Genomic DNA, 21337 nt, shown 5'->3' with positions numbered 1-21337 from the left:
CAGCCCGGTCCGATCAGGCGTTGCTGCGGTTGGCCAGAATCGGGCTGTCAACGCCAGCGGACGGCAGGGTCACGGAGACTCGGGTTCCGGCACCCGATGCGGATTCAATATGCAAGGTGCCGCCGGCATCATGCACCGTGTCGCGTAGGATGCGGAGCCCGAGGTGGCCTTCGCGCGCCGCATCCGCCGGACTGAAGCCGTCGCCGTCGTCGACAATTTCGAGTAACACTGCGTCCCCCCAGTCCCTGAGCGACACCCGCACCACCTGGGCGGACGCATGCTTGGCGGCATTGGTCACGGCCTCCCGTGCAACCCGGTAGAGCAGGGCAGGCCGGACCATGTCCGTCGGGGCCGAAGCCTCGATTTCCAACTGCCACTCCGCCCCTCGTCTCCGGACCAGCTCGCCCAATCCGTCCAGGGCAACCGGCAGTCCCATGGCCGAGAGATCGGGCGGATACAGCGCCACGGTGATCCGGCGCAGACTGGCGATGCTGCCCTGGACAATGTTCTTGGCCAGCGTCTGGAAGGCGTGGTCTGGCTTTGTCTGCTGCTGTTCGCGTGATTCCAAACTGTAGGCCAGGGCAGCCAAATCCTGGATGACATCGTCATGCAGGGTGCGGGCCAGCTTCTGGCGTTCACGATCCGAAGCGGTAATCGACTGCTGGAGCAATCGGCGGCGGACTTCGCCGTCGTCTTGCAGGCGGCGCGCCATGCGGATGGCAGGGGCCAGCTGGAGCAATTGCAGCACCGCCAGCGCCACCAGGACGACGGGAAGGATGCCGAGCATCTCGTCTTCCATGCGGTTGATTTCATCCGGTGGATAGATCAACTCGAAGATGTAGTCGCTGCCGTTGCCCCCGGTCGCTTGGACGTAGACTTCCACGAATTTGTCGTGGTCCACTTCGAAGAGATCGGGGCCGCCGGTCGGCGCGCCCAACACCGAGACGGGTGTGCCGTCCTGGAGCTGGGCCGAGAGGTTGTCGGGAAGGTCGAACTGCTGTCCGACCAGCTCATCGAGGTCCGAATAGAGGATCGTCCCGTCTGCATCCCCGACCGTCACCCTGAGAATGTGGCCGTCGCGGATCAGCGGGTCAACTTCGGCATCCAGTTCCGCCACGGCTGCGGCATCCCCGGCCAGCAGGGCATCCGTGACGTCCGGGGCAAATTCATGCTCCACAATCTGCTTGGTGCGTTCGGCAACGTGAGCCAGCGCCTGGTCGACGGCCAAGGAACGGGCCACCACGACCACAGGAATCGCGACGATGATCAAGGCTGCCAGCCCGGACAGCGTGAAGCGCCGCACCGCCGCCTGCATTTCCGAGCCCTTCCGCCTCCGCCCTTCGCTCCCGGAGTCGAAGAGCACGCTGCGCCGGAATCGGGAGCCCAGGTCAACGCTCATGGCCAGCATCCAGCAGCTCCAGCCGTTGCGCCGTGGCGACGGCCTCAAGCTGCGAATGGGCACCGAGCTTGGCCAGAATCGACTTCACATAACCCCGGCAGGTGTGCTGGGAGATGCCCAGCGTCCGGGAATTGGTGCGGACGTCGTAGCCGGCAGCCATCAAGGCCAGCACCTGGTGCTCACGTTCGGTCAACGCCGGGGTACCCGGCGGCTTGGCAGCGGGCGTCCGGCGGTTTTGGCTGAGGATGGCGGGATAGACCACCATGCTGCCGCTCTTGGCAGAGCGGATGGTCTCCAGCAGGGTGGACAGCGATCCGTCTTTGGGCAGGAACCCGCACAGGCCCGAGCTGGCGGCACGGGCGAGTACCTCGGGCGACGGGTTGCCGGTCAGCAGGATGATCCGGGTAGCGGGCTCGGACGCAAGGATCTGTTGGGCGGCGTCCAGCCCGTTGCCGTCGGGCAGGTGGTAGTCCATGATCACTACATCCGGCCTGGCCCGACGGCACAAGGCGACCGCTTCACCAACGCCGGCGGCATTGCCGACGTTGATCAGATCCGGCTCCCTGCCCAGCGCATCAGACAACAGCTCCGCGAACGTGGTGTGGTCATCCACCACGGCAACACGGAGTTCATGCTCATTCCCCAAAGAGCTCATTTTTACCCCAACTCAAGACACTATGGACTTGACCCCACTATGAGTATGCATGGCCAGTGAAAGGTTGTACATACTCCGAACGGGGCAGATCTCCATGTTCTTCAGCCGGCCATGAGCGCCTTGGTCAGGAAGGTCTTGACGATATCCCCAGCCGCGGCGTAATGGGATTCGAGCGGGACAGAAGCCATCCGATGCGCGGTCGGGGTGCGGTTGTCCGACGGCGCCAACCGTTCGTTGAGGACCAGGAGCGCGCCGAGCACCTCCGACAAGCTGGACTCGGCGGTGGCGTGCAGCAGCCGCCCGTACACTTCCTGCAGGCCAGGACCCGGGCAACACCCCAGTTCGTCGCTGAAGAGACGCCGGCACCGTTCATAGGCCTGCAGCCCATCGGCATGCCGGTCGCTTTGCTCCAGCCCCACGATGAGTGCTGTCCAAGCCGCTTCGTTCAACGGAGCGGCAGCGATGCAGCGCTGCGCCCAGAGCACCGCCTCATCGGCCCGCCCTAGGGTCAACGCGGCCTCCGCCGCCAACAATTGGGCATGCTGCACCATCTCCGCGTGGGCGGCCCGCGCTTCCTCAGCCCATTCCGGCGTTAGTTCATCCCCGAGCAGGGGCCCGGACGCTAGCGAGAGCGCATCGGTCAACAACGGATAAGCGCTGGCCGGAGAGGCGAACTCGGCGGCGCGAAGCAGCCGCTGGAACCGGTACAAATCGACGTCGACCATCTCCCGGTCAATCATGTAGCCGCCGTTGGCTGTGCGCAGCGGCCCGGACTTGGCACTGCCGGGTTGCAGGTTGCGGCGCAAGATGCTGACGTAGCTTTCCAGAGTGGCCAAGGCTTCGCCTGGCGCCCGACCGCCCCACAACATGTCCACCAGACGGTCTTTGGACATCGGCGAACCGACGTTCAAGAGCAGGATCTCCAGAACCTGACGTGGTTTTGGTCCACCGAGCTTCTCCGCCGTCAACACGGTATTTCCCCGCGAAATACGCAAATTTCCGATCATTTGAACTGAAACGGGCACGGCCCGTCCACTCATTTGCTCCACGATTCCCCCTCGTAGCATGCACCCCCCAATGAGTACATAACCATCGTGTGATGTGATCGTCGTGGCAGGACAGCCCATCGTGGGGGATTCCTGCACCCCCAATTTGCGGGGGTGCGGTACAACACCGGGTTTTCCCAAGGAGCCCCGGCGATTCTGTCATCGTGCCTCCGAGGCCTGCGGTGCAGCGCACGCGGTACCAGTGCTGCACCGCAGGTCGGCCCGGAGCCCACGCCGCCGGGCCCTGGCCCTCGTCCCCCCAAAGCCAGGGCCCGGTCAGCGCCGGAGCAGAGCGGTCAAGCCGGATGAGGCCGGACCGGCCAAGGAATGTGTTCCCGCACATCGGTGAGGTTCATGCTGACCTCGAGGAACAGGTCGTCGAGCATGTACTCGTCCACACCCAGAATGGTCAGCGAATGGCCGCGTCCCTGCAGCGGCCCGTCCAAGGCAACCGCAGAGACACAAATTCCCGTCCGCCAGTCGATCCGCACCCGAGTGTGGCCTTCCAGCAGCAGCGGGTTGTCGGCGTCGTAGGGCCGGTAGGTGAGGTTGGGCGAGACGACGGCCTCCAGTGTGTGGCGGCCCCCGCGTTCGGTTTCGCTCAGTTCATGAATCTCGACCGGGTTGGCGAAGGGAGTTTCGTAGGCCACCGGAGCATTGCCGGCCAGTTCAACCGGATCCAGCATCGCCGACCAGCGTCCGTTGCCGAAGATCGGTTCCCCGTACGCGGCCTCGGGCCGGCGGCTCACCAGATCGATGCCGTTGAACACGGGTGTCACCAGATGCGGCGGCAGCAACCAGGACTTGCGGGTGGCGCTGACGTAGAAGCCATCGCGCGAGTCGTTGATACCTGTGGTGCTGTACAGCAACTGGCCCTCGGCCGACTCAACCCGGAGGGCACCAGGACGGCGGGTCCACGCACGCAACATGCCGGCAGACGGGTCCTCCTCCGCACCGGGGTTGACGGCGCGCAGTTCGAACCGCAGCGAGTCCCACTTCCACGGCGAGGACCGGCAAAGGCATCTGAAAACTTCCGCATTGCCGGCCGCGTCGCCGGTTCTCAGCACGCTGGCGCCGTTCATATCCACAGTGTAGCGGCCGGGTCACGCGGCCCGGCTCGGGGTGCAGTAGGTTGGGTCCATGGTCGAGGAATTGGTGCTGCTGTGGCCCGACCATACGCTGGCATTTTGGCTGCTGTTGGCCGCTGGCGGTTATCTGCTGGTCGTCGGGATTGGGTTGAGCTGGATCGATCTGCGCACGCACCGGTTGCCGAACCGGATCGTGTTTCCGGCCTATGCCGTCTCCTCGGTGCTGCTGCTCGCAGCCTCGCTGGCCGGCCACGACGGCCAGGTCTTCTGGCGCGTGTTGGCCGGTGGCGCCTTGCTCTGGGCGTTTTACTTCACCGTCCGGTTCGCTTATCCGGCGGGCATGGGATTTGGCGACGTCAAGCTCGCCGGCGTGCTGGGAATGTACCTCGGTTATCTGGGTTTCGAACACCTGCTGTGGGGAACGTTCGCCTCGTTCCTGTTGGGCGGTGCGTACGGACTGCTGCTGGTGCTGCTGCGGCGCGGCACCCTGAGCAGCCATGTCCCGTTCGGGCCGTTCATGGTTGCGGGAACGTGGGTGGCGCTGCTGATCCCGTAGCGACGTAGGCTTGGATGATGCCTACTCCCGATTTCGTCCTGCGGCTGCGCGAGAAGATTGGCCACGACCTGCTCTGGCTGCCAGGGGTCACAGCCGTGGTGCTGGATGACCGAAACCGGGTGCTGCTGGGCCGCCGCGCGGACAACGGGCGCTGGACGCTGATCACCGGAATCCTGGATCCGGGGGAGCAACCCGCCGTGGGCGTTGTGCGCGAGGTTCTGGAGGAGACCGGCGTCGTTGCGGTCGTTGAACATCTGGCCGAAATCTATGCGGGAGGTCCGATGGAATTCGTCAACGGCGATCAGGCCCAGTTCCTGACGCTGAACTTCCGCTGCCGGTACGTCAGCGGAGAGGCCCGGGTCAACGATGACGAATCGGCCGAGGTGGGCTGGTTTGGACTGGATGAACTGCCGGAGTTGACCGATTATCACCGGGCCAGGCTGAAGGCAGCGCTGGGGGCCACGGGCGTCCCCGACTTTGTCCGCTGAGGCAATGGGACGAAGCTATTGGACGTCCGAGTCGGGTGGTGGAAGGACCACTTGGCGGTCTTCGTCGACGGATTCGACGCCTTCGATCCCGGCAAGGGCCGCACGCTGTCCATCCGGAAGTGAACCGGTGATCATGCCCAGGGTGGAGAGCACGTTTTCCACGTGCATGCCTCCAGCCGTCAACTGCTCGGCAATCCGACCGGTATCGGAGAGGTAGTCGTGGCGCACCGTAACGGTGATCTGCATACCACCCATGATATGTCTCCGGCGGGTGGCCGGGGGAAGTGATTATTGCGGGGCAAGCACCAGCCCTGCGCCGACGTCGACCGACAGCAGGGGCAAACGCTCGGCTTCCTGGACCAGAGTGGCCCACAGTTCCAGTCCTCGCCGCCCGGTAGATTGCGCCCACAACGCCGCCACGCCGGCAGCATGCGGCGTCGCCATACTGGTGCCGCTGATGGTGTTGTACCGCTTGGGCATGGGCCAGGACGAGTACACATAGACTCCAGGACCGGCGCTGTCCACCTGCCCTCCGCGCAGCGGGAGGCTGCGGGCTGAAAAGAACGCGATGTCGAGGGCCTGGTCCAGGGCCGCCACTGCCATGATGAACGGGCTGTTGGCCGGGGAGCCCACAAATCCAAAGTCTCCTTTCCGGCGGTCGGCATTATTGCCCGCCGCCGCGACGATCAACGATCCCTGTTCCAGCGCCCGGCTTCCGGCCGCGGTGTAGGGCGGATGGATCTGTGCCACATCGGCGCCCAAGGACATGGAGATCACGGCACAACTGTTGCCCACCGCCCAGTCGATCCCGGCCAGGATGCCTGCATCGGTCCCGGAACCGGCATTGCTGAGCACCTTTCCGGCAAAGATCTCTGCTTCGTGAGCCACTCCGTAGCGCGGACCTGTCCCGGGAACCTTGGGGCCGCACGCGATCCCGATACAGTGCGTGCCGTGTCCGTGCCCGTCCTGGGGCGGCTCCCCGGTGACGAAGGACGCGCTGGTGATGCCCCGGCCGGCGAAATCCGGGTGCGAGCCGTCGACGCCGGTATCCAGTACCGCGACCCGCACCCCTTGTCCGGAGTAAGGGGATGAGACGGCCCTGGTCGCTTGAAGCCCCCACGTGAAGTTGTTGTTGTCGGCGAACTCTGCAGGTGCGGCACCGCTGTCCCGGCCAGTGTGCGGGCCTGCCGCCAGACGTCCGGCCAGGTCGGCCACGCCGTCGCGGTAGCCGGCAACGTAGTCGTCGGCCGACCCCAGCACATCGTGGATGAGTTCGGGCGAGACCGAAAGGACCCGGTGTTTGTCTGCCGAGCTCACCTGGAGCGCACCGATTTGGTCAGGCGCGGCGTCGACGACGGCGATGCCCAAGTTCGCGAAGAGGGTTGCCTCCGCGCCAGAGGCCATGTCCGGATCCACACCACGCGTGCCGAAGTCACGGCTGTCCGTCACGTTATTAAGCCCTGCTGCCTCGGCCAGGATGCCGGCGCAGTCATCGGAGCGGTCGGCGAAGACGACGATATAGCGTCCAGTAGTTTTCGGATGTTCCGGCAGGGGATAGTCGGCCGTCCTCAGGGACGGGGTCTGCGAATCGCCAATCATGGAGACCTCCTGGGCAGTTCGGCATGTCCCCGGGGATGGATCTGGCAGCTGCCGCATCCGGCTTCCACCGGCCGCCCAAGGGGCACGTGTGCGCTCATACTAGAGACGGCCCACCAAGGGCACAAGCCATTTTCAATCGTTTCAGCCTGCGAAGGTCAAAATCGCTGGAGGGCCCCGTCCTCACGGACGAAGCCCTCCAAAAACGGACACTCTGGATCGATGCGGAAAGCTTAGCTCCGCGCGCCCGACGGCGGTCCGGCTGCCTCATCGGCAGTAGGCGATGCCTGCCCTGCTGGCAACGGGTCGCCACCGGAATTTGTCTCCGTCTGGACGCTGTGCCGCCGGTCCGGATGTTCCGCTTCCTGCCGTTCCGCTTCCAGGCGTTCTGCCTCCTCGCCACCGATCGCTTCGCCGCGGGCGACCATGCCGGCCACGTCGGAGAGCGGTACTTGCTTGAGGAACAGTGCCAGCAGGAAGGCGGCAGCGATGAACGGCACGAGGTACCAGAACACGGGAGCCAACGAATCGGCGTACGCGGTCACGATACCGTCGCGGACCGGCTCCGGCAGCGCTTCCATGACCTGGGGGTCCAAGGTGGCGGTGGCATTGCCGGCGTCGGCGGCTGAGGCGCCGGCATCGGTGAAGACGGCAGTCAGTTTCTCGGAGAGATTGTTCGTGAAGATCGTTCCGAAAATCGCCACACCCAGTGCTGCGCCCACCTCGCGGAAGTAGTTGTTCGTGCTTGTTGCCGTCCCGACCATGTCAGGTGCCACGGCGTTCTGGACTACGAGAACCACCACCTGCATGATCAGGCCAAGGCCGGCACCAAAGACGAAGAGATAGGCGCAGATCAGCCAGATCGGCGTATCGGCAGACAGGGTGGTCAGGGCCAGCAGGGCGACGGCGGTGGTGACAGTACCCGCAATCGGGAACGCCTTGTACTTGCCGCTTTTGGTGATGGCCAGTCCCGACCAGATCGAGGTGCCCATCATGCCCACCATCATGGGCAGCATCAGCAGACCGGATGCCGCGGCCGAGGTGCCGGAGGACATCTGCAGGAACGTGGGTACGAAAGCGATCGCCGCAAACATTCCGATACCCAGGGTGAAGCCGATGGCTGTGGCGTTGACGAAAACCGGGTTTCGGAAGAGCGACAACGGGATGATGGGGTCGTCGGCGCGTGCCTCAACCCGGATGAAAGCCGCGACGGACAGCAGCAGGCCGGCGCCGAAGGCCCAGGTTTCCGGAGCGGTCCAGCCGTGTTCGGCATCGCCGCCGAAATCGGTGAAGAAGATCAGGCACGTGGTAGCGATGGACAGCAGCACCACACCGGCAAGATCGATCTTCCGGGTGGCTTTCTTGGACGGCAGGGTCAGGGCGAACCAAGCGATGGCGAAGGCAGCCAGACCGATCGGGATGTTGATGTAAAAGGCCCACTGCCAGGTCATGTGGTCCACGAAAAAGCCGCCGAGCAGCGGGCCCGCGACGGCGGAAAGCCCGAAGATCGCTCCCAGCGGCCCCATGTACTTGCCGCGTTCATTGGCCGGCACGATGTCGGCAATAATCGCCTGGGAAAGGATCATGAGGCCGCCGCCGCCCAAGCCCTGGAAGGCACGGAAGATGACAAAGCCCCAAAAATCAGTGGCCAGCGCACAGCCGACTGAGGCCAAAGTAAACAGTGCGATCGCAATCAGGAAGAGGTTGCGGCGGCCCAGCACATCGCCGAATTTGCCGTAGATCGGCATGACAATCGTGGTGGCCAGTAGATAGGCGGTGGTGATCCAGGCCTGGTGCTCCACTCCGCCGAGCTGGCCCACGATAGTCGGCATCGCGGTGGAGACGATGGTCTGGTCGAGGCTGGCCAGCATCATGCCGGCAATCAGCGCCGAAAAGATGATCCAGATGCGTCTTTGGGTCAGCAGCAGCGGCTCGGAAGCGCGCGCAGCAGTGGTAGTCATGGCTGTGTCCTTCGGAACGGTAACGGGCGGTGGAATCAGGAATCAGGAATCAGGAGTCAGGCCGCTCGGGGCGGCCGGTGGTCAGTCGGATGGCGGAGCGGGCGGAAGGTGGACCGCTCCGGTGGCGCCGGGCCGCGGCGCGACGGCTGCCAGCGCCTCGATGGCGGAGGTGAGGATGTCGCGGTAGCTGCGTGAGTTGTCCGGCGCGAAGAACATCGTCCCGGCGTACTTGGCCACGCTGGCCATGGCGCCGATGGCCATCTGCAGCCTCGGGTCATCGGCCGGCAAGGATTCCCGTTCCGCCAGCATTGCCACGTAGTGCTGCTCGACGGCGCTGGAACCGTGCATGGCTTGTTCCATCAACCGGGGCTCGGCCGTGATGGCATCCTTGAGGGCAACGACTTCCGCGCGGGTCATGGCCATTGACTCCATCATGCCGACGGCCAGTTCAATGAAGTCCGGCCAGAGGGAGTCGGAGACCACGTCTGGCCCTGTGCTGCCGCCGCCTGCAATAAACGCTTCCGCCAGGGCCTCCGGAATGTCATCGCCGGGGTGGCCCAGGATGGCATCTTCCTTGGTGGGGAAGTAATTGAAGAAGGTGCGCCGGGAGATGCCAGCGCGCTCGCAGACCTGCTCGACGGTGAACCCGTTGATGCCGCTGCGGGCTGTGAGCAGCCGGGCCGCGGCCGTGATGGCTGAGCGTGTGGCGGCGCGTTTGCGCTCGCGCAGGCCGCCGCCGTCGTTATTTGCATCATCTGGCACGAAGTGTACTTTTGCACTATTTGGTAAATAGTGCAACAAAGTGGTCTGGGCCACATCCGGCCGGCGAGGGGACGACGGCGCAGAGGAGGGCGACCCAGACAAGCGGGGGCGACCCAGACAAGCGGGGGCGACCCAGACAAACGGAGGGCGTCCCGGCCGAAGCCGGAACGCCCTCCGAAGCCCGCGGGGGAGCGGTGGACTACTTCGCCTGCGGCGGCACCGTCATGGAGAGCACGTCCAGGGCGGAATCCAACTGCTCTTCGGTCAGTTCGCCGCGCTCAAGGAAGCCAAGCGCGACGACGGACTCGCGCACGGTCAGGCCCTCCTTAACCGAGTGCTTGGCGATCTTGGCGGCGTTTTCGTAGCCGATGTACTTGTTCAGCGGAGTGACGATCGAGGGGGAGGCCTCGGCCAGGAAGCGGGCGCGCTCCACGTTGGCGGTCAGCCCGTCGATCATCTTGTCCGCCATGACCCGGGAAGTGTTGGCCAGCAGGCGGATGGACTCCAGCAAGTTGGCGGCCATGACCGGAATGCCCACGTTCAGCTCGAACGCGCCGTTGGTGGAGGACAAGGCAATGGTGGTGTCATTGCCCACGACCTGGGCGGCCACCATGATGGCGGCCTCGCAGATGACCGGGTTGACCTTGCCCGGCATGATCGAGGAGCCCGGCTGCAGGTCAGGGATGGCGATCTCGCCCAGGCCGGTGTTGGGGCCGGAGCCCATCCAGCGCAGGTCGTTGTTGATCTTCATGAACCCGTAGGCGATGTTGCGCAGCTGGCCGGAGGCCTCGATCAGGCCGTCGCGGTTGGCCTGCGCCTCGAAGTGGTTGCGGGCCTCGGTCAGCGGCAGGCCGGTGTCGGCCGCCAGCAGCTCGATCACGCGCTGCGGGAACCCGGCCGGTGTGTTGATGCCGGTACCGACGGCGGTGCCGCCCAGCGGGACCTCGGCCACGCGCGGCAGCGAGGCTTCAATGCGCTCGATGCCGTAGCGTACCTGTGCGGCGTAACCGCCGAACTCCTGGCCCAGGGTGACCGGGGTGGCATCCATCAGGTGGGTGCGGCCGGACTTCACTACGTCCTTGAACTCCTCCGCCTTGCGCTCCAGCGAAGCAGCCAGGTAGTCCAGCGCCGGGATCAGGTCGTTGATCAGCGCCGAGGTGGCTGCCACGTGCACCGAGGTCGGGAACACATCGTTGGAGGACTGCGAGGCGTTCACGTGGTCGTTCGGGTGGACCGTCTTGTCGCTGCCGGCGTCCTTCAGGGCGCGGGTGGCGAGCTCGGCCAGAACCTCGTTGGTGTTCATGTTCGAGGAGGTGCCGGAACCGGTCTGGAAGACGTCGATCGGGAAGTCGCCGTCGTACTGGCCGGTGGCTACCTGGTCGGCGGCGTCGGCGATCGCCTTGGCCAGTTCGCCGTCCAGCACGCCCAGCTCGGCGTTGGCGGTGGCGGCAGCCTTCTTGATCCGGGCCAGGGCCTCGATGTGGGCGCGCTCCAGCGTCTTGCCGGAGATCGGGAAGTTCTCGACGGCGCGCTGGGTCTGCGCACGGTAGAGGGCGTTGACCGGAACCCGGACCTCGCCCATGGTGTCGTGTTCGATGCGGTATTCAGCAGAATCAGCAGAAGTCATGGCTCCAAGCTTATGCCCGCCGCGGCGCGGGTCCGAATCGTGTTGCGCCCGCTGCCCGCGGTGCGACGGCGGCCCGTGCGAGGGGCCGCCCGGGCTACAGCGAACCGTGTCCTGCGACCAGGTCGGCGCGGCCGTCCGCCAGTCGGTAGGCAACGCCGACCACGGCGGTCCGGCCGGCGTCGACGGCTTCAGAAATGGCGCGCGAGCTGTCCAGCAGGCGTTCGGAGGACTGGCGCACGTTTTCGATCACCATGTCGTTGAGGTCGTCGTGTCCGGCACGCCGGGCGGCCAGGACCGACGGAGTGATCCGCTCCACCAGGTCACGCAGCCAGCCGCGCGGCATCACACCGGTGTCCACCGTGTCCTTGGCGGCGGTGACGGCGCCGCAGCTGTCGTGGCCCAGGATGACGATCAGCGGGACGTTGAGCACGTCCACGCCGTACTCCAGCGAGCCGATCACCGAGTCGCCGAGGACGTGGCCGGCAGTGCGGACCACGAAGGCATCGCCCAGGCCCAGGTCGAAAATGATCTCTGCCGCGAGGCGGGAGTCGGAACAGCCAAAGATGATGGCGAAAGGATTCTGTTCGTTGACCAACGAACTGCGCCGTGCGGCGTCCTGGTTGGGGTGGACCGACGTGCCTGCAACAAAGCGTGCATTGCCGTCGAGAAGTTTTTGCCAGGCTTGGGCGGGAGTCAGTGAGGTGGGCACGAAGCAACCTTACTGCTTGCAGCGGCACGGTCCGTGCATCCGGGACGCGCCGAGACGTTCGTTACTTGCGGTCCAGCTCTTTGGCGACGGCGGTGGCCAGTACGTCGAATTCGTCCAGTTCCGCTGTGCCGCTCAGGATGACGGTGACATCGCCGCGCTCCAGCACCAGGCTGCGCTCGCCCTTGCCGGCATCACGCAGTTCCCAGCTGGCCCCGGCCTTGCGGTCGCCGGTGACGGGTGCGTAGTCCGTCGTCTGGCCGATCCAGGTGGGATTCGCCTTGTCGGTTTGGACCAGCCCGATGTACTCCCCACCGGGCGTGAGGTAGCCGACTTCCCATGCCGGTACCTGGGCCGTGCCACCGGTGTTCCACCGGGCGTAGTTGGAGGTCCAGCCGTCCGGCAGGTCAACGGCGAGCGGCAGGTAACCAGCGGTGGATTCGGCCTGCAGCGCGACGCCCGGGACGTCAATATTACGTTTGTAGACATCGGGCTTACTGCCCGGGTTCAGGAACATCACCGGCAGCAGCACTGCCAGCGTGAGCCCTACGGCCAGCAGCATGCCCACGACCGGGGCTTTCGCCCGGTTGGCCTGCTTGGCCGTCAGCACGGGTTTGACCGGCAATTCAGCCGATCCAGCCGTTTCGGTCGATTCCTCGGGACGTACTTCACTCACCACTCCATGATCTCAGATACCCGCCGCCCGCGCGCACACCGGCGGCTGCCCACCGGCGGGACGCTGACCGCGACGCGTCTGGATCCCCAGGTGCTGACGACTATGATCGAAAGCAATGGAAGATGTCCGCACCGCAGATTCATCCACCACGGCACCACAGCCGGTGTTGTCTGAAGAGCTACTCGAAGATGAGGTCGAAGTGTCCCACGAAGCCCAGGCTGATCCCTTTTCCAACTTCCCCCCGTCGATGCGTGTCGGCGACAACGAGCCGGACCGCAACCTGGCCCTGGAACTGGTGCGCGTCACCGAAGCCGCGGCGATTGCCGGCGGCCACTGGGTGGGCTACGGAGACAAGAACGGCGCCGACGGCGCAGCCGTGGACGCCATGCGGGCGTTCCTGTCCACGGTCAGCTTCAACGGCGTGGTGGTCATCGGTGAGGGCGAAAAGGACGAAGCCCCGATGCTGTTCAACGGCGAAAAGGTCGGCGACGGCACGGGCGCCGAGTGCGACGTCGCCGTCGACCCGATCGACGGCACCCGGCTGACGGCGCTGGGCATCAACAATGCGCTGTCCGTGCTGGCTGTCTCCGAGCGCGGCACCATGTTCGACCCCTCGGCCGTGTTCTACATGGAGAAGCTGGTCACCGGCCCCGAAGCCGCGGACCTGGTGGACCTGCGCCTGCCCATCAAGCAGAACCTGCACCTGATCGCGAAGGCCAAGAACAAGAAGATCAACCAGATCAACGTGATGATCCTGGACCGCGACCGGCACAAGCCATACGTCGAGGAGATCCGCGCTGCCGGAGCACGCACCAAATTCATCATGGACGGCGACGTTGCCGGCGGCATCGCAGCGGCCCGCGAAGGCACCGACGTGGATGTCCTGATGGGCATCGGCGGCACGCCGGAAGGTATCGTCACGGCCTGCGCCATCAAGTCGCTGGGCGGCGTGATCCAGGGCCGGCTCTGGCCCACCAGCGACGAGGAAAAGCAAAAGGCCATCGACGCCGGCCACGATCTGGACCGGGTGCTGACCACCGATGACCTGGTCACCAGCGACAACTGCTTCTTCGTGGCCACCGGCATCACCGACGGCGACCTGCTGCGCGGCGTCCGGTACAAGAACCACAAGGTCCTGACCCAGTCGATCGTGATGCGTTCCAAGTCCGGCACCATCCGCTTCGTCGAGGGTGAGCACCAGGAATACAAGTGGGACCGCTTCGAGCGGAAGCTCTAGCCGCCCACCGGCATAACGAAAACCCCGCACCGGCCCAGGCTGGTGCGGGGTTTTCTGTTCCCGCCGGCACGCCGGCGGGGACAGCCGACGCCGGGTCAGCGGGGCAGCTTGCTTCGCAGCTTCCGCAAGGAGGGTACGACGGCGCTGCGCACCTTGTGCACGGCGGGCACGACGGCGGTGCGCGCCTTGTGCACGGCGGGGCCAGCCGACTCGCGGGCCTGGCGGGTGAGCAGGTAGGCCCGGTACATGAGCTGGTTGACCGGCAGGTCCCAGCTGCCCGGATAACTGACCTCATAGCCGCCGAAGGACCGTTTGAACCGCGAGAACCCGGCCCATTGATGGTCGGGCTCGTCTTCCGGGCTCACGCCCCACATATCGAAGCGGTCGATGCCGGCGGCACGGGCGTCCATCATCATGGTGACCACCAGCGGAATTCCGGCATTGAGTTTGCGGTGGGCATCGTCGGCGGCGGCGTGGGCATAGACCCGGGTCGATTCCGTGTCGTAGGAGAGCGCTGCCGCGATCGGCGTTCCCTCCAAGCGCGCAATGAAGATTTTGGCCGCGCCGGCCGGCACCAGGTTCCGGGCAGCCTGCCGCAAGTAGTCGTCCGACTGGGCCTTGAAATCGGCGCGCTCGGAGACATCGTGCAGGAACCCCAGCAGAATGCCGATGTCTTTGGGATCGGTCGAGACGTCGAAGGTGACGCCCTTCTTGTGGATGTTTCGGTAGAGGTTTCGGCTGGTGCTGCGCATGCCGGCCAGCAAGTCCTCTTCCGGCTGGCTGAGATCCAGCATCCAGGTCAGTTTCGGCTGGACGTCCACCGGGGCCTTGACCAGGCCCAGGGATTGCAGCGCAGCCTGCGGCCGCTGGCCGAGGTCCGTGCCGACGGGTTCGATCCGCACGTAGTGGGCGCGCTGTTCGCCAGCCAGCGAACGCAAGGCCGCCAGCGCGCGGACCAGTGCGGCGTGGTCTGCAGCCGCGGGGCCGTACGGGACATACAGGAACCGGCCCAGCGGCGTCTTTTCCGTAATGGCCAGGAAGGTCCAGCCGTCTCCGCTGCGCTCAAAAACCTCTTTGCCCAGGCTCCGTTGGAAGCGGGCCCACGGTTCGGACTGCAGGATCGAAGCGGTCAAAGTGTTGCTCCCGTTCGTTGTTCGTCGAATTCATGAGTGCTGCCGGACGTGGTGACCGCAAACAACACGGCGCCGGCACCGGTTCCGGCCGCCGGATGGACGTTCACTGGCTGTTCGGCAGCCGGAATGAAGGCGGCCTCGCCGCGGCTGATCGTCAGGTCGGATTTCGGCGAGTCCAGCAGCACGCTCCCGGAGACCGCCAGCACGATGGTGGGACCATGCTGCGCCAGCGGCACCGGGTTGCCGCCGTCGGACAATTCAATGCGCTGGAGCTGGAACTCGGCAAACGGCGGGCAGTACAGTTCCTGGCCCGCGTCGGTGGTGGTGCGTTCCACGAACGGAGGCGTGATCGGGCGGAAATCGGTGATCTTCACCAGCTCCGGCACGTTGATGTACTTGGGCGTGAGGCCGCCGCGCAGCACGTTGTCCGAGGTCGCCATGACCTCGACGCCAAGGCCCTGCAGGTAGGCGTGGATGTTGCCGGCCGGCAAGCACAGCGCCTGGCCGGGGGAGAGGGTGACGAGGTTCAGCAGTAGCGAGATCAAGGCGCCAGGATCGCCTGGGTAGAGTTCTGCCAGACGGGCGGCCGCTGCGTATTCGTTGCCCAGGCTTCCGGCGGGTTCAGCCGCCAGGACGCGGGCCGTGTCGGTGGCCAAAGCGGCGGAGCGGTCCCCGCCGTCGAGCAGGGCGACGAAAGCGCCTCGCAGGGCCGATTCTTCGTCGCCGGCCTCCAGCAGCTGCAGCACCTCGTCCAGGAGTTCAAGGCCGGCGCCGGACTCAACGAGCTTGGGCCGCAGGCCGGCCAGCAGCCGGGCGGCGTCGCGCGGGGAACGGAAACCGCACAGCGCCTGGAAGTCGCTGAGCGCAAAGATCATCTCCGGCTTGTGGTTGTCATCGCGGTAGCTGCGCTGCGGGTCGTTGAAGGAGATGCCGGCGGAGTTTTCCGCCGCGAATCCGGACTTTGCCTGCTCCAGCGTGGGGTGGACCTGAAGCGAGAGGGCGGAATCGGCGGCGAGGACCTTGGTCAGGAAGGGCAGGGTGGCGCCGAACAGGCCCAGCACCGGTTCGCCAAGGGTGGCGCCCGGATTCTCCTTGATGAATTCGTCCAGCGGTTGGTCCCCGTCGGCCAGCTGAACCGTGGAGGGGGAGTCCGGATGCGCGCCGATCCAGAGTTCTGCTTCCGGCCCGCCGGAGGGTTCCCGGCCGAACAGCTCGGCGATCGCCGTCGTCGAACCCCACGCGTAGGGTCGCAGTACATTGGTCAACCGGTACATCTTGAAGCCTCTTTCTCGTCCTTGGGTGAAATTCGATCCTGCCGGAACGACCAGGCGCGGCCCGTCAGTGGGAAGTCATCCCAGCCGGCACGACCCGGCCTCGCCGGAAAGCCGGATCAGGGGAGCGAGCATTTGCCGTTGTCGGCCAGCAGGGATCCGATCGTAGCGGTATCGCCAATCTCGGCCAGCTGCTGGAGGTATTCCTCAGTGATCTGCGGCTCCGCCTGGGCCGGGGTATCCGCCGGTTTCGGTGTGGACTTCTTCGGCTGCTTGGCGCCGCCGTTGGACCCGCCGCCGGAGCGGCCGTCGTCGTTCTTGGAGGTCTTCTTTTCAGTCTCCTGTTCCTGGGTGAACAATTCCTGAACCCGCGGGTGGATCTGGGAGAAGTCCGGGTACGTGACGAAGTTGTCCGCCGCGGTTCCGAAGTCCGGCGGTCCAATAGTCAGCCGCTCCGTCTTCTGGTCTTTGGCCTTCAGCGCCAGCGAGACGAAACTGCCCAGCTGGGAACTGGGGATGTCCGTTTCCACCACCTGCTCGCCGGCTTCGGCCAGCTGTTGGAAGCGGGTCAGCACGGTAGCCGGGTCCAACTGGTTGACCATCGCAGACATGACGCACTGCTGGCGCTGGACGCGGTCGTAGTCGGTGGCGAATTCGCGGGAACGGGCGTACCAGAGGGCGTGGAAGCCGTCGAGTTCCTGGACGCCCGGGGCAATCCAGCCCTTGGGCGGGTAATGCTGGTTGGTTCCGGGAATGGTCTTGTTGGAGATCGGCACCCAGCCGCCGGCGTCCACGGTGATGCCGCCCATCGCGTCCACGAGCGCCTCGAAGCCGCCCATGTCCACCAGCGCGTACGCCTGGATGTCGATGCCCAGGATGCCGCTGACGGCGTCCTTCATGGCTTCCGCCCCCGGGTTCTTGGCGTCCGGGTAACGGTCGGCATGGTTTTGCTCCACGTCCACGTACAGGGCGTTGATGATGCACTCGTCGCCGCAGTCGAAGCCTTCCGGATAGACCTCGTGCATGGGAGAGTCGGCCGGGAACGGAGCGTTTTGGAAGTTTCGCGGAATGCCGAACATGACGGTGTGGCCGGTCTCCGCGTTCACGCTGACCACCTGGATGCTGTCCGGACGCAGCCCGACCCGTCCCGCGCCGGCGTCGCCGCCCATCAGCAAGAAGTTGTAGCGGCCGTCGACCGGGTCGAACGCCGGGCGGGTTTCGAAGATGGTGCCGAAGGCATTGCGGCTCACGTTGAGGAGATACGCGGCGTAGCCCAGGCTGCCGCTGGTGACCACCATCAGGATGGCCAGTGCCACCGCCACCGCGGGCCGGGCTCCGGGAGCCAACAGGTTGGGCCGGATGATGCGCAGCGTGTTCAGGAACAGGAAGGCCCAGAACAGTGCCAGCGCGGCCAGCACAAGGATCAGGATCAGCGACGTCCAGCGGCCGGTGGCCAGGTTCACCAGCAGCGTCCAGTTCAGCAGGGCGATCATGCCGGTTGCCAGAATGGCAGCCCAGACCAGGAGCGTGACGGCCAGTGCTCGCCGGCCCAGCGCACGGTCCCCGGCCACCAATTGCGCACTGCCCGGGATGACCAGGGTCAGCAGCAGCAGGACGAACGCGCGCTTGGTCCGCATGGGCGCCGAGGCGTGCTGCGGATAGCGGACCGGATCCGTTATTCCGCGGGCCGACGCGCCGGACGGCCGCGTGGCCGGCTGGGGGCTCACTGGTTAGGCCTCGCCGGAGCCGGCGACACGTTCGCGCAGGGCGGCTCCCTTGTCATAGGCGGCCTGGCGCAGGCCTGAGGCGAACTCCAGCAGGGCCGGCTGCAACCGCTCGGCCAGCCCATCGCCGCCGGCAGCCAGCATGCGCACCGCCAGCAGCCCGGCATTGCGGGCTCCGCCGACGGACACGGTTGCCACCGGAACCCCGGCGGGCATCTGCACGATGGAGAGCAGCGAGTCCATGCCGTCCAAGTACTTCAACGGCACCGGCACACCAATCACCGGGAGCGGAGTCACCGAGGCGAGCATGCCGGGCAGATGCGCGGCACCGCCGGCGCCGGCGATGATGATGCGCAGTCCGCGGGTATGCGCCTCCCGGCCGTAGCTGATCATGTCCTCCGGCATGCGGTGCGCGGAGACAACGTCTGCCTCGTACGGGATGCCGAATTCTTCCAGCGCCTGCGCGGCGGCTTCCATCACGGGCCAGTCGGAATCCGAACCCATCACGACGCCGACTATCGGCTTTTGGCTCATGGCTTGCCTTCCTGAGGATCCACACCGTCACGGATGATCGAGGCAACACGGTCCGCGCGGCGGCGCAGGTCATCCACCTGGGATGCGTCCTGGCCCACCACGTTCACATGGCCTATCTTGCGGCCCGGGCGGACCGACTTGCCGTAGCCATGGACCTTGACGGCGGGCTCGGCCGCCAGCGCACGCGGGTAGGCCGAGAACAAGTCTGTATTTGCGCCGCCCAGATAGTTCTTCATCACGACGACGCCGCCGAGTGCCGAGGTATCGCCCAGCGGAAGGTCCAGGACCGCCCGCAGGTGCTGCTCGAACTGGCTGGTGACGGAGCCGTCCTGGGTCCAATGCCCGGTGTTGTGGGGGCGCATGGCCAGCTCGTTGATCACGAACCCGGGGCCACGGCCGGGCGTGGCGAACAATTCTGCGGCCATCACACCGGTCACGCCGAGTTCGTCGGCGAGCTGCAGTGCGGCCTGCTGGGCGGCTTCGGCGACGTCGGCGGGCAGGTCCTGCGCGGGTGCAATCACCTCGTCGCAGACCCCGTCCACCTGAATGGTGTGGACAACCGGCCAGGCCCGGGCTTCGCCGGACGGCGTCCTGGCTACCAGGGCCGAGAGCTCGCGGCTGAAGTCGACCTTCTCTTCGACCAGCAGCGCACCGCCGGTGAACCAGTCGGAGGCGTCGGCCGCCGCGGAAGCATCGTGGATCATCCGTACGCCCTTGCCGTCGTAACCTCCCCGCGGCGTCTTGAGTACCACCGGCCAGCCGGTCTGCTCACCGAAGGCCACGAGCTCGTCGACCGTGGAGACGGACCCCCAAGCAGGGTTCGGCAGCCCCAGCTTCTCCACCACCTCGCGCATGACCAGCTTGTCCTGCGCGTGGATCAGGGCGTCCGGATGCGGCTGGACATTCACGCCGTCCGCAATCAGGGCCTGAAGATGTTCGCTGGGAACATGCTCGTGGTCAAACGTCAGGACGTCCAGGCCGTGGGCGAAGTAGCGCAGGGCCTGCAGATCGCGGTAGTCGCCGACCGGTGCCTTGGCGACGGCGGAGACCGCCGAGACATCGTCGGCCTCGGCCAGAACACGCAGTTCAAAGCCGAGCTCCACCGCACAGGGGGCCATCATTCGGGCCAATTGGCCGCCGCCTACAACACCGATTACTGGAAAACTCACCTTGTCAGGTTACCGAACCGACTCTGGCAGAACTGCATTGCGCATCCCCCGCGCCGGGATGTCCTAGGTAACGTCCAGTTTTGGGCAATACAATGATGCGTTGGCCGGCGCGATTCCGGCGTCAGAACGAAAGGGCTCTTCCTTCGATCATGAATCGAACTATTTCCGAGCGCATCAGCGGCCTGGTTTCCCTCTTTTGGCGGGAAGTAGCGAAGTTCGGCACGGTCGGCGGGGTCGCCTTCATCGTGGACAACGGCGTGTACTGGTGGCTGATCAACGGTCCCATGGACGACAGCGTGGTGAAGGCGCGGTTCGTTTCCGCGTCCGTGGCGACGCTGTTCTCCTGGGTCGCGAACCGTTACTGGACGTTCCGCCACCGCCGCCAGGCGAACGCGCTGCGCGAACTTGTGCTGTTTGTGGTGATCAACGTCATCGGCATGGTCATTTCCGCCGGCTGCGTCTGGATTGTCCGGTACCCGCTGGAGGTGACCGAACCAACCATGCTGCTGTTTGCCGGCATCTTCGGTACGGTCCTGGCCACTGTCATGCGGTTCTTTGCCTACCGCTTCCTGGTGTTCAATGTGGAACTGGATGCCGAACCGGAGTTTGCCGCCGACCGGGAGATCTTCGAGAGCAACCGTGGCCAGCATGTGGCGGCCGAACTGCCGGCGGAAACCCCGGAGGTTGACGGCCCCGCCAACCCCACGAGGAGTTAGCCGGCCACGAGAGCCGGACCCGGCAGGAGCCGGGCGGACGGGGACCCGGGCCGTGCCCTGGCCGGACCCGGCAGGAGCCGGACGGCGGCTGCGGACGGTCCCCTAGAGCCGGTCGCTGACCCTTTCGCTGTCCAACAAGCGCTCGGTCACTTCCACGTCTGCGTGCACCAGGACCACGGTGCCGCCGCCCTGCCACGTGGCCAGGGACTCTCGCAACACTTCGGGCCAGGCTGTCTGCGCCGGTACCAGCAGGTTCCGAGCCGGCGACGGCTGGCCGAGCAGCTCGGCGAAGGTGAGGTCTCCGCCGTCGTACTCCAAGGCCCTGCCGTCGGCCGCCAAGCTATCCACCCCCAGATAAATATCGGCGTAGGACCGTACTTCCGCCGCGTAGTCCAGGGTGCCGTCCGGCACGTCCCCGGGCCAGCGCAGCTGGAGCGCCCCCGGGGCCACGAGCACTTGGTGCGTGCTGTCTCCGGTCAACTGGTCGGGATCGGCTGCCACGAGCACGTCGGGGGCGGGACCGGTCGGATCCAGCCGGACGGTAGCGCCGGCCTGCCATGCTGCCAGCACCCAGACCAGTGACCGCCAGTGGGGAGCCATGCGAAGGCCCACGGAGGTTCCTTCGCCGGCGTCCAGTTCCTCGGCCAGAAGGTTGGCGGTCTTCGCCACCCAGTTGTCCACGACGTGGCCGGACAACTCAACGCGCTCGCCCTCCGGTCCGTACCAAACCAAGCAGGGGGAGGAGTCCGGGCGCAGCCGGGCAAGCAGGTCGGTGATGGTGGCGGTAGGGTTCACGGTGTTCCTTTGGTGCGGACGGTGGACACCTGCCGCTTGATGCGGCGGCGGCCGGGGTTTCGTTAGCTGCAACGGGTGTGGCATGCGTCACGCTGGCAAGATCTTCGCGTGGCGTGCCCGGTTTTGGGTCCGCCTGTCTCTAAGATTCCCGCCGGCACTTGACTTGGACCGGATTACACCCGTGTAATTAGGTATTAA

Annotated in this window: 21 protein-coding genes; 4 read left to right on the top strand and 17 right to left on the bottom strand. The window is 65.8% G+C overall.

The features are described 5' to 3' along the window. Positions 1-13: 13 nt before the first annotated feature. The 4 genes from E4J89_RS01645 to E4J89_RS01630 form a co-directional block, all read right to left on the bottom strand. Positions 14-1399, bottom strand: coding sequence for an ATP-binding protein (locus tag E4J89_RS01645; RefSeq protein ID WP_169303892.1), 1386 nt, complete (start codon positions 1397-1399; stop codon positions 14-16). Further along, entirely contained in the window at positions 1389-2045 is a 657-nt protein-coding gene (locus E4J89_RS01640) for a response regulator transcription factor (RefSeq protein WP_169303891.1), read from the bottom strand. The genes E4J89_RS01645 and E4J89_RS01640 overlap by 11 nt, the downstream gene beginning before the upstream one ends. Positions 2046-2155: 110 nt before the next feature. Continuing rightward, positions 2156-3049 (bottom strand): BTAD domain-containing putative transcriptional regulator, encoded by an 894-nt coding sequence (locus tag E4J89_RS01635; protein ID WP_240691623.1) that lies wholly within the window; start codon positions 3047-3049, stop codon positions 2156-2158. 347 nt (positions 3050-3396) lie between these two features. Beyond that, positions 3397-4182, bottom strand: a complete 786-nt coding sequence (locus E4J89_RS01630; RefSeq protein WP_136784341.1) for a hypothetical protein — start codon at positions 4180-4182, stop codon at positions 3397-3399. A 58-nt stretch (positions 4183-4240) separates the two neighbouring features. Between E4J89_RS01630 and E4J89_RS01625 the strand changes: the two genes are divergently transcribed. Together E4J89_RS01625 and E4J89_RS01620 are read left to right on the top strand one after the other, a co-directional pair. Next, a complete protein-coding gene (locus E4J89_RS01625) occupies positions 4241-4744 on the top strand; it encodes an A24 family peptidase (protein WP_136784340.1) in 504 nt (167 codons plus the stop codon). A 17-nt stretch (positions 4745-4761) separates the two neighbouring features. Further along, positions 4762-5232 (top strand): NUDIX domain-containing protein, encoded by a 471-nt coding sequence (locus tag E4J89_RS01620; RefSeq protein ID WP_136784339.1) that lies wholly within the window; start codon positions 4762-4764, stop codon positions 5230-5232. Positions 5233-5247: 15 nt separating this feature from the next. On the opposite strand, the gene E4J89_RS01615 is transcribed toward E4J89_RS01620, so the two are convergent. The 7 genes from E4J89_RS01615 to E4J89_RS01585 all read right to left on the bottom strand — a co-directional run bounded on the left by E4J89_RS01615 (position 5248) and on the right by E4J89_RS01585 (position 12560). Beyond that, on the bottom strand, positions 5248-5478 hold the full coding sequence (locus tag E4J89_RS01615) for a ketohydroxyglutarate aldolase (RefSeq protein WP_136784338.1): 231 nt from the start codon (positions 5476-5478) through the stop codon (positions 5248-5250). A gap of 42 nt (positions 5479-5520) precedes the next feature. Then, entirely contained in the window at positions 5521-6831 is a 1311-nt protein-coding gene (locus E4J89_RS01610) for a S8 family serine peptidase (protein ID WP_136784337.1), read from the bottom strand. A gap of 230 nt (positions 6832-7061) precedes the next feature. After that, entirely contained in the window at positions 7062-8789 is a 1728-nt protein-coding gene (locus E4J89_RS01605) for an MDR family MFS transporter (RefSeq protein ID WP_136784336.1), read from the bottom strand. Positions 8790-8870: 81 nt separating this feature from the next. Then, positions 8871-9551, bottom strand: a complete 681-nt coding sequence (locus E4J89_RS01600) for a TetR/AcrR family transcriptional regulator (RefSeq protein ID WP_169303890.1) — start codon at positions 9549-9551, stop codon at positions 8871-8873. Between the two features lie 199 nt (positions 9552-9750). Next, on the bottom strand, positions 9751-11178 hold the full coding sequence (locus tag E4J89_RS01595) for a class II fumarate hydratase (protein WP_136784334.1): 1428 nt from the start codon (positions 11176-11178) through the stop codon (positions 9751-9753). Positions 11179-11272: 94 nt separating this feature from the next. Then, complete coding sequence (locus tag E4J89_RS01590) at positions 11273-11887, bottom strand: carbonic anhydrase (protein ID WP_136784333.1); 615 nt, start codon at positions 11885-11887, stop codon at positions 11273-11275. Between the two features lie 61 nt (positions 11888-11948). After that, positions 11949-12560 (bottom strand): DUF4245 domain-containing protein, encoded by a 612-nt coding sequence (locus E4J89_RS01585; protein ID WP_136784332.1) that lies wholly within the window; start codon positions 12558-12560, stop codon positions 11949-11951. Positions 12561-12807: 247 nt separating this feature from the next. Here E4J89_RS01585 and glpX point away from each other — a divergent pair, with 247 nt between their 5' ends. Next, the gene (gene glpX, locus E4J89_RS01580) at positions 12808-13797 is read left to right on the top strand and encodes a class II fructose-bisphosphatase (protein ID WP_136784558.1); all 990 of its coding nucleotides are present in this window, start codon (positions 12808-12810) and stop codon (positions 13795-13797) included. Positions 13798-13892: 95 nt separating this feature from the next. Here the strand turns inward: glpX and E4J89_RS01575 are convergent, their stop codons facing one another. From E4J89_RS01575 to E4J89_RS01555, 5 genes are all read right to left on the bottom strand, one after another. After that, a complete protein-coding gene (locus E4J89_RS01575) occupies positions 13893-14930 on the bottom strand; it encodes a peptidoglycan bridge formation glycyltransferase FemA/FemB family protein (protein ID WP_136784331.1) in 1038 nt (345 codons plus the stop codon). Beyond that, complete coding sequence (manA, locus tag E4J89_RS01570) at positions 14927-16204, bottom strand: mannose-6-phosphate isomerase, class I (protein WP_136784330.1); 1278 nt, start codon at positions 16202-16204, stop codon at positions 14927-14929. Before manA ends, E4J89_RS01575 begins: the two co-directional genes overlap by 4 nt. Positions 16205-16320: 116 nt before the next feature. Beyond that, positions 16321-17838, bottom strand: a complete 1518-nt coding sequence (locus E4J89_RS01565) for an LCP family protein (RefSeq protein ID WP_136784557.1) — start codon at positions 17836-17838, stop codon at positions 16321-16323. Positions 17839-17931: 93 nt separating this feature from the next. Beyond that, entirely contained in the window at positions 17932-18459 is a 528-nt protein-coding gene (gene purE, locus E4J89_RS01560; RefSeq protein ID WP_136784329.1) for a 5-(carboxyamino)imidazole ribonucleotide mutase, read from the bottom strand. Further along, positions 18456-19628 carry a 5-(carboxyamino)imidazole ribonucleotide synthase gene (locus E4J89_RS01555; RefSeq protein WP_136784328.1) on the bottom strand — a complete coding sequence of 391 codons (1173 nt, stop codon included), beginning with the start codon at positions 19626-19628 and terminating at the stop codon, positions 18456-18458. The genes purE and E4J89_RS01555 overlap by 4 nt, the downstream gene beginning before the upstream one ends. A gap of 149 nt (positions 19629-19777) precedes the next feature. Between E4J89_RS01555 and E4J89_RS01550 the strand changes: the two genes are divergently transcribed. Further along, complete coding sequence (locus tag E4J89_RS01550; RefSeq protein ID WP_136784327.1) at positions 19778-20344, top strand: GtrA family protein; 567 nt, start codon at positions 19778-19780, stop codon at positions 20342-20344. Positions 20345-20446: 102 nt separating this feature from the next. Here the strand turns inward: E4J89_RS01550 and E4J89_RS01545 are convergent, their stop codons facing one another. Continuing rightward, positions 20447-21139 carry a TIGR03089 family protein gene (locus E4J89_RS01545; protein ID WP_169303889.1) on the bottom strand — a complete coding sequence of 231 codons (693 nt, stop codon included), beginning with the start codon at positions 21137-21139 and terminating at the stop codon, positions 20447-20449. Positions 21140-21337 lie beyond the last annotated feature (198 nt).

Source organism: Arthrobacter sp. CAU 1506 (assembly GCF_005047635.1).
Taxonomy (GTDB): Bacteria; Actinomycetota; Actinomycetes; order Actinomycetales; family Micrococcaceae; genus Crystallibacter.
Note: the sequence above shows the minus strand (reverse complement) of the source record. Positions and strands in the feature narration are given on the sequence as shown.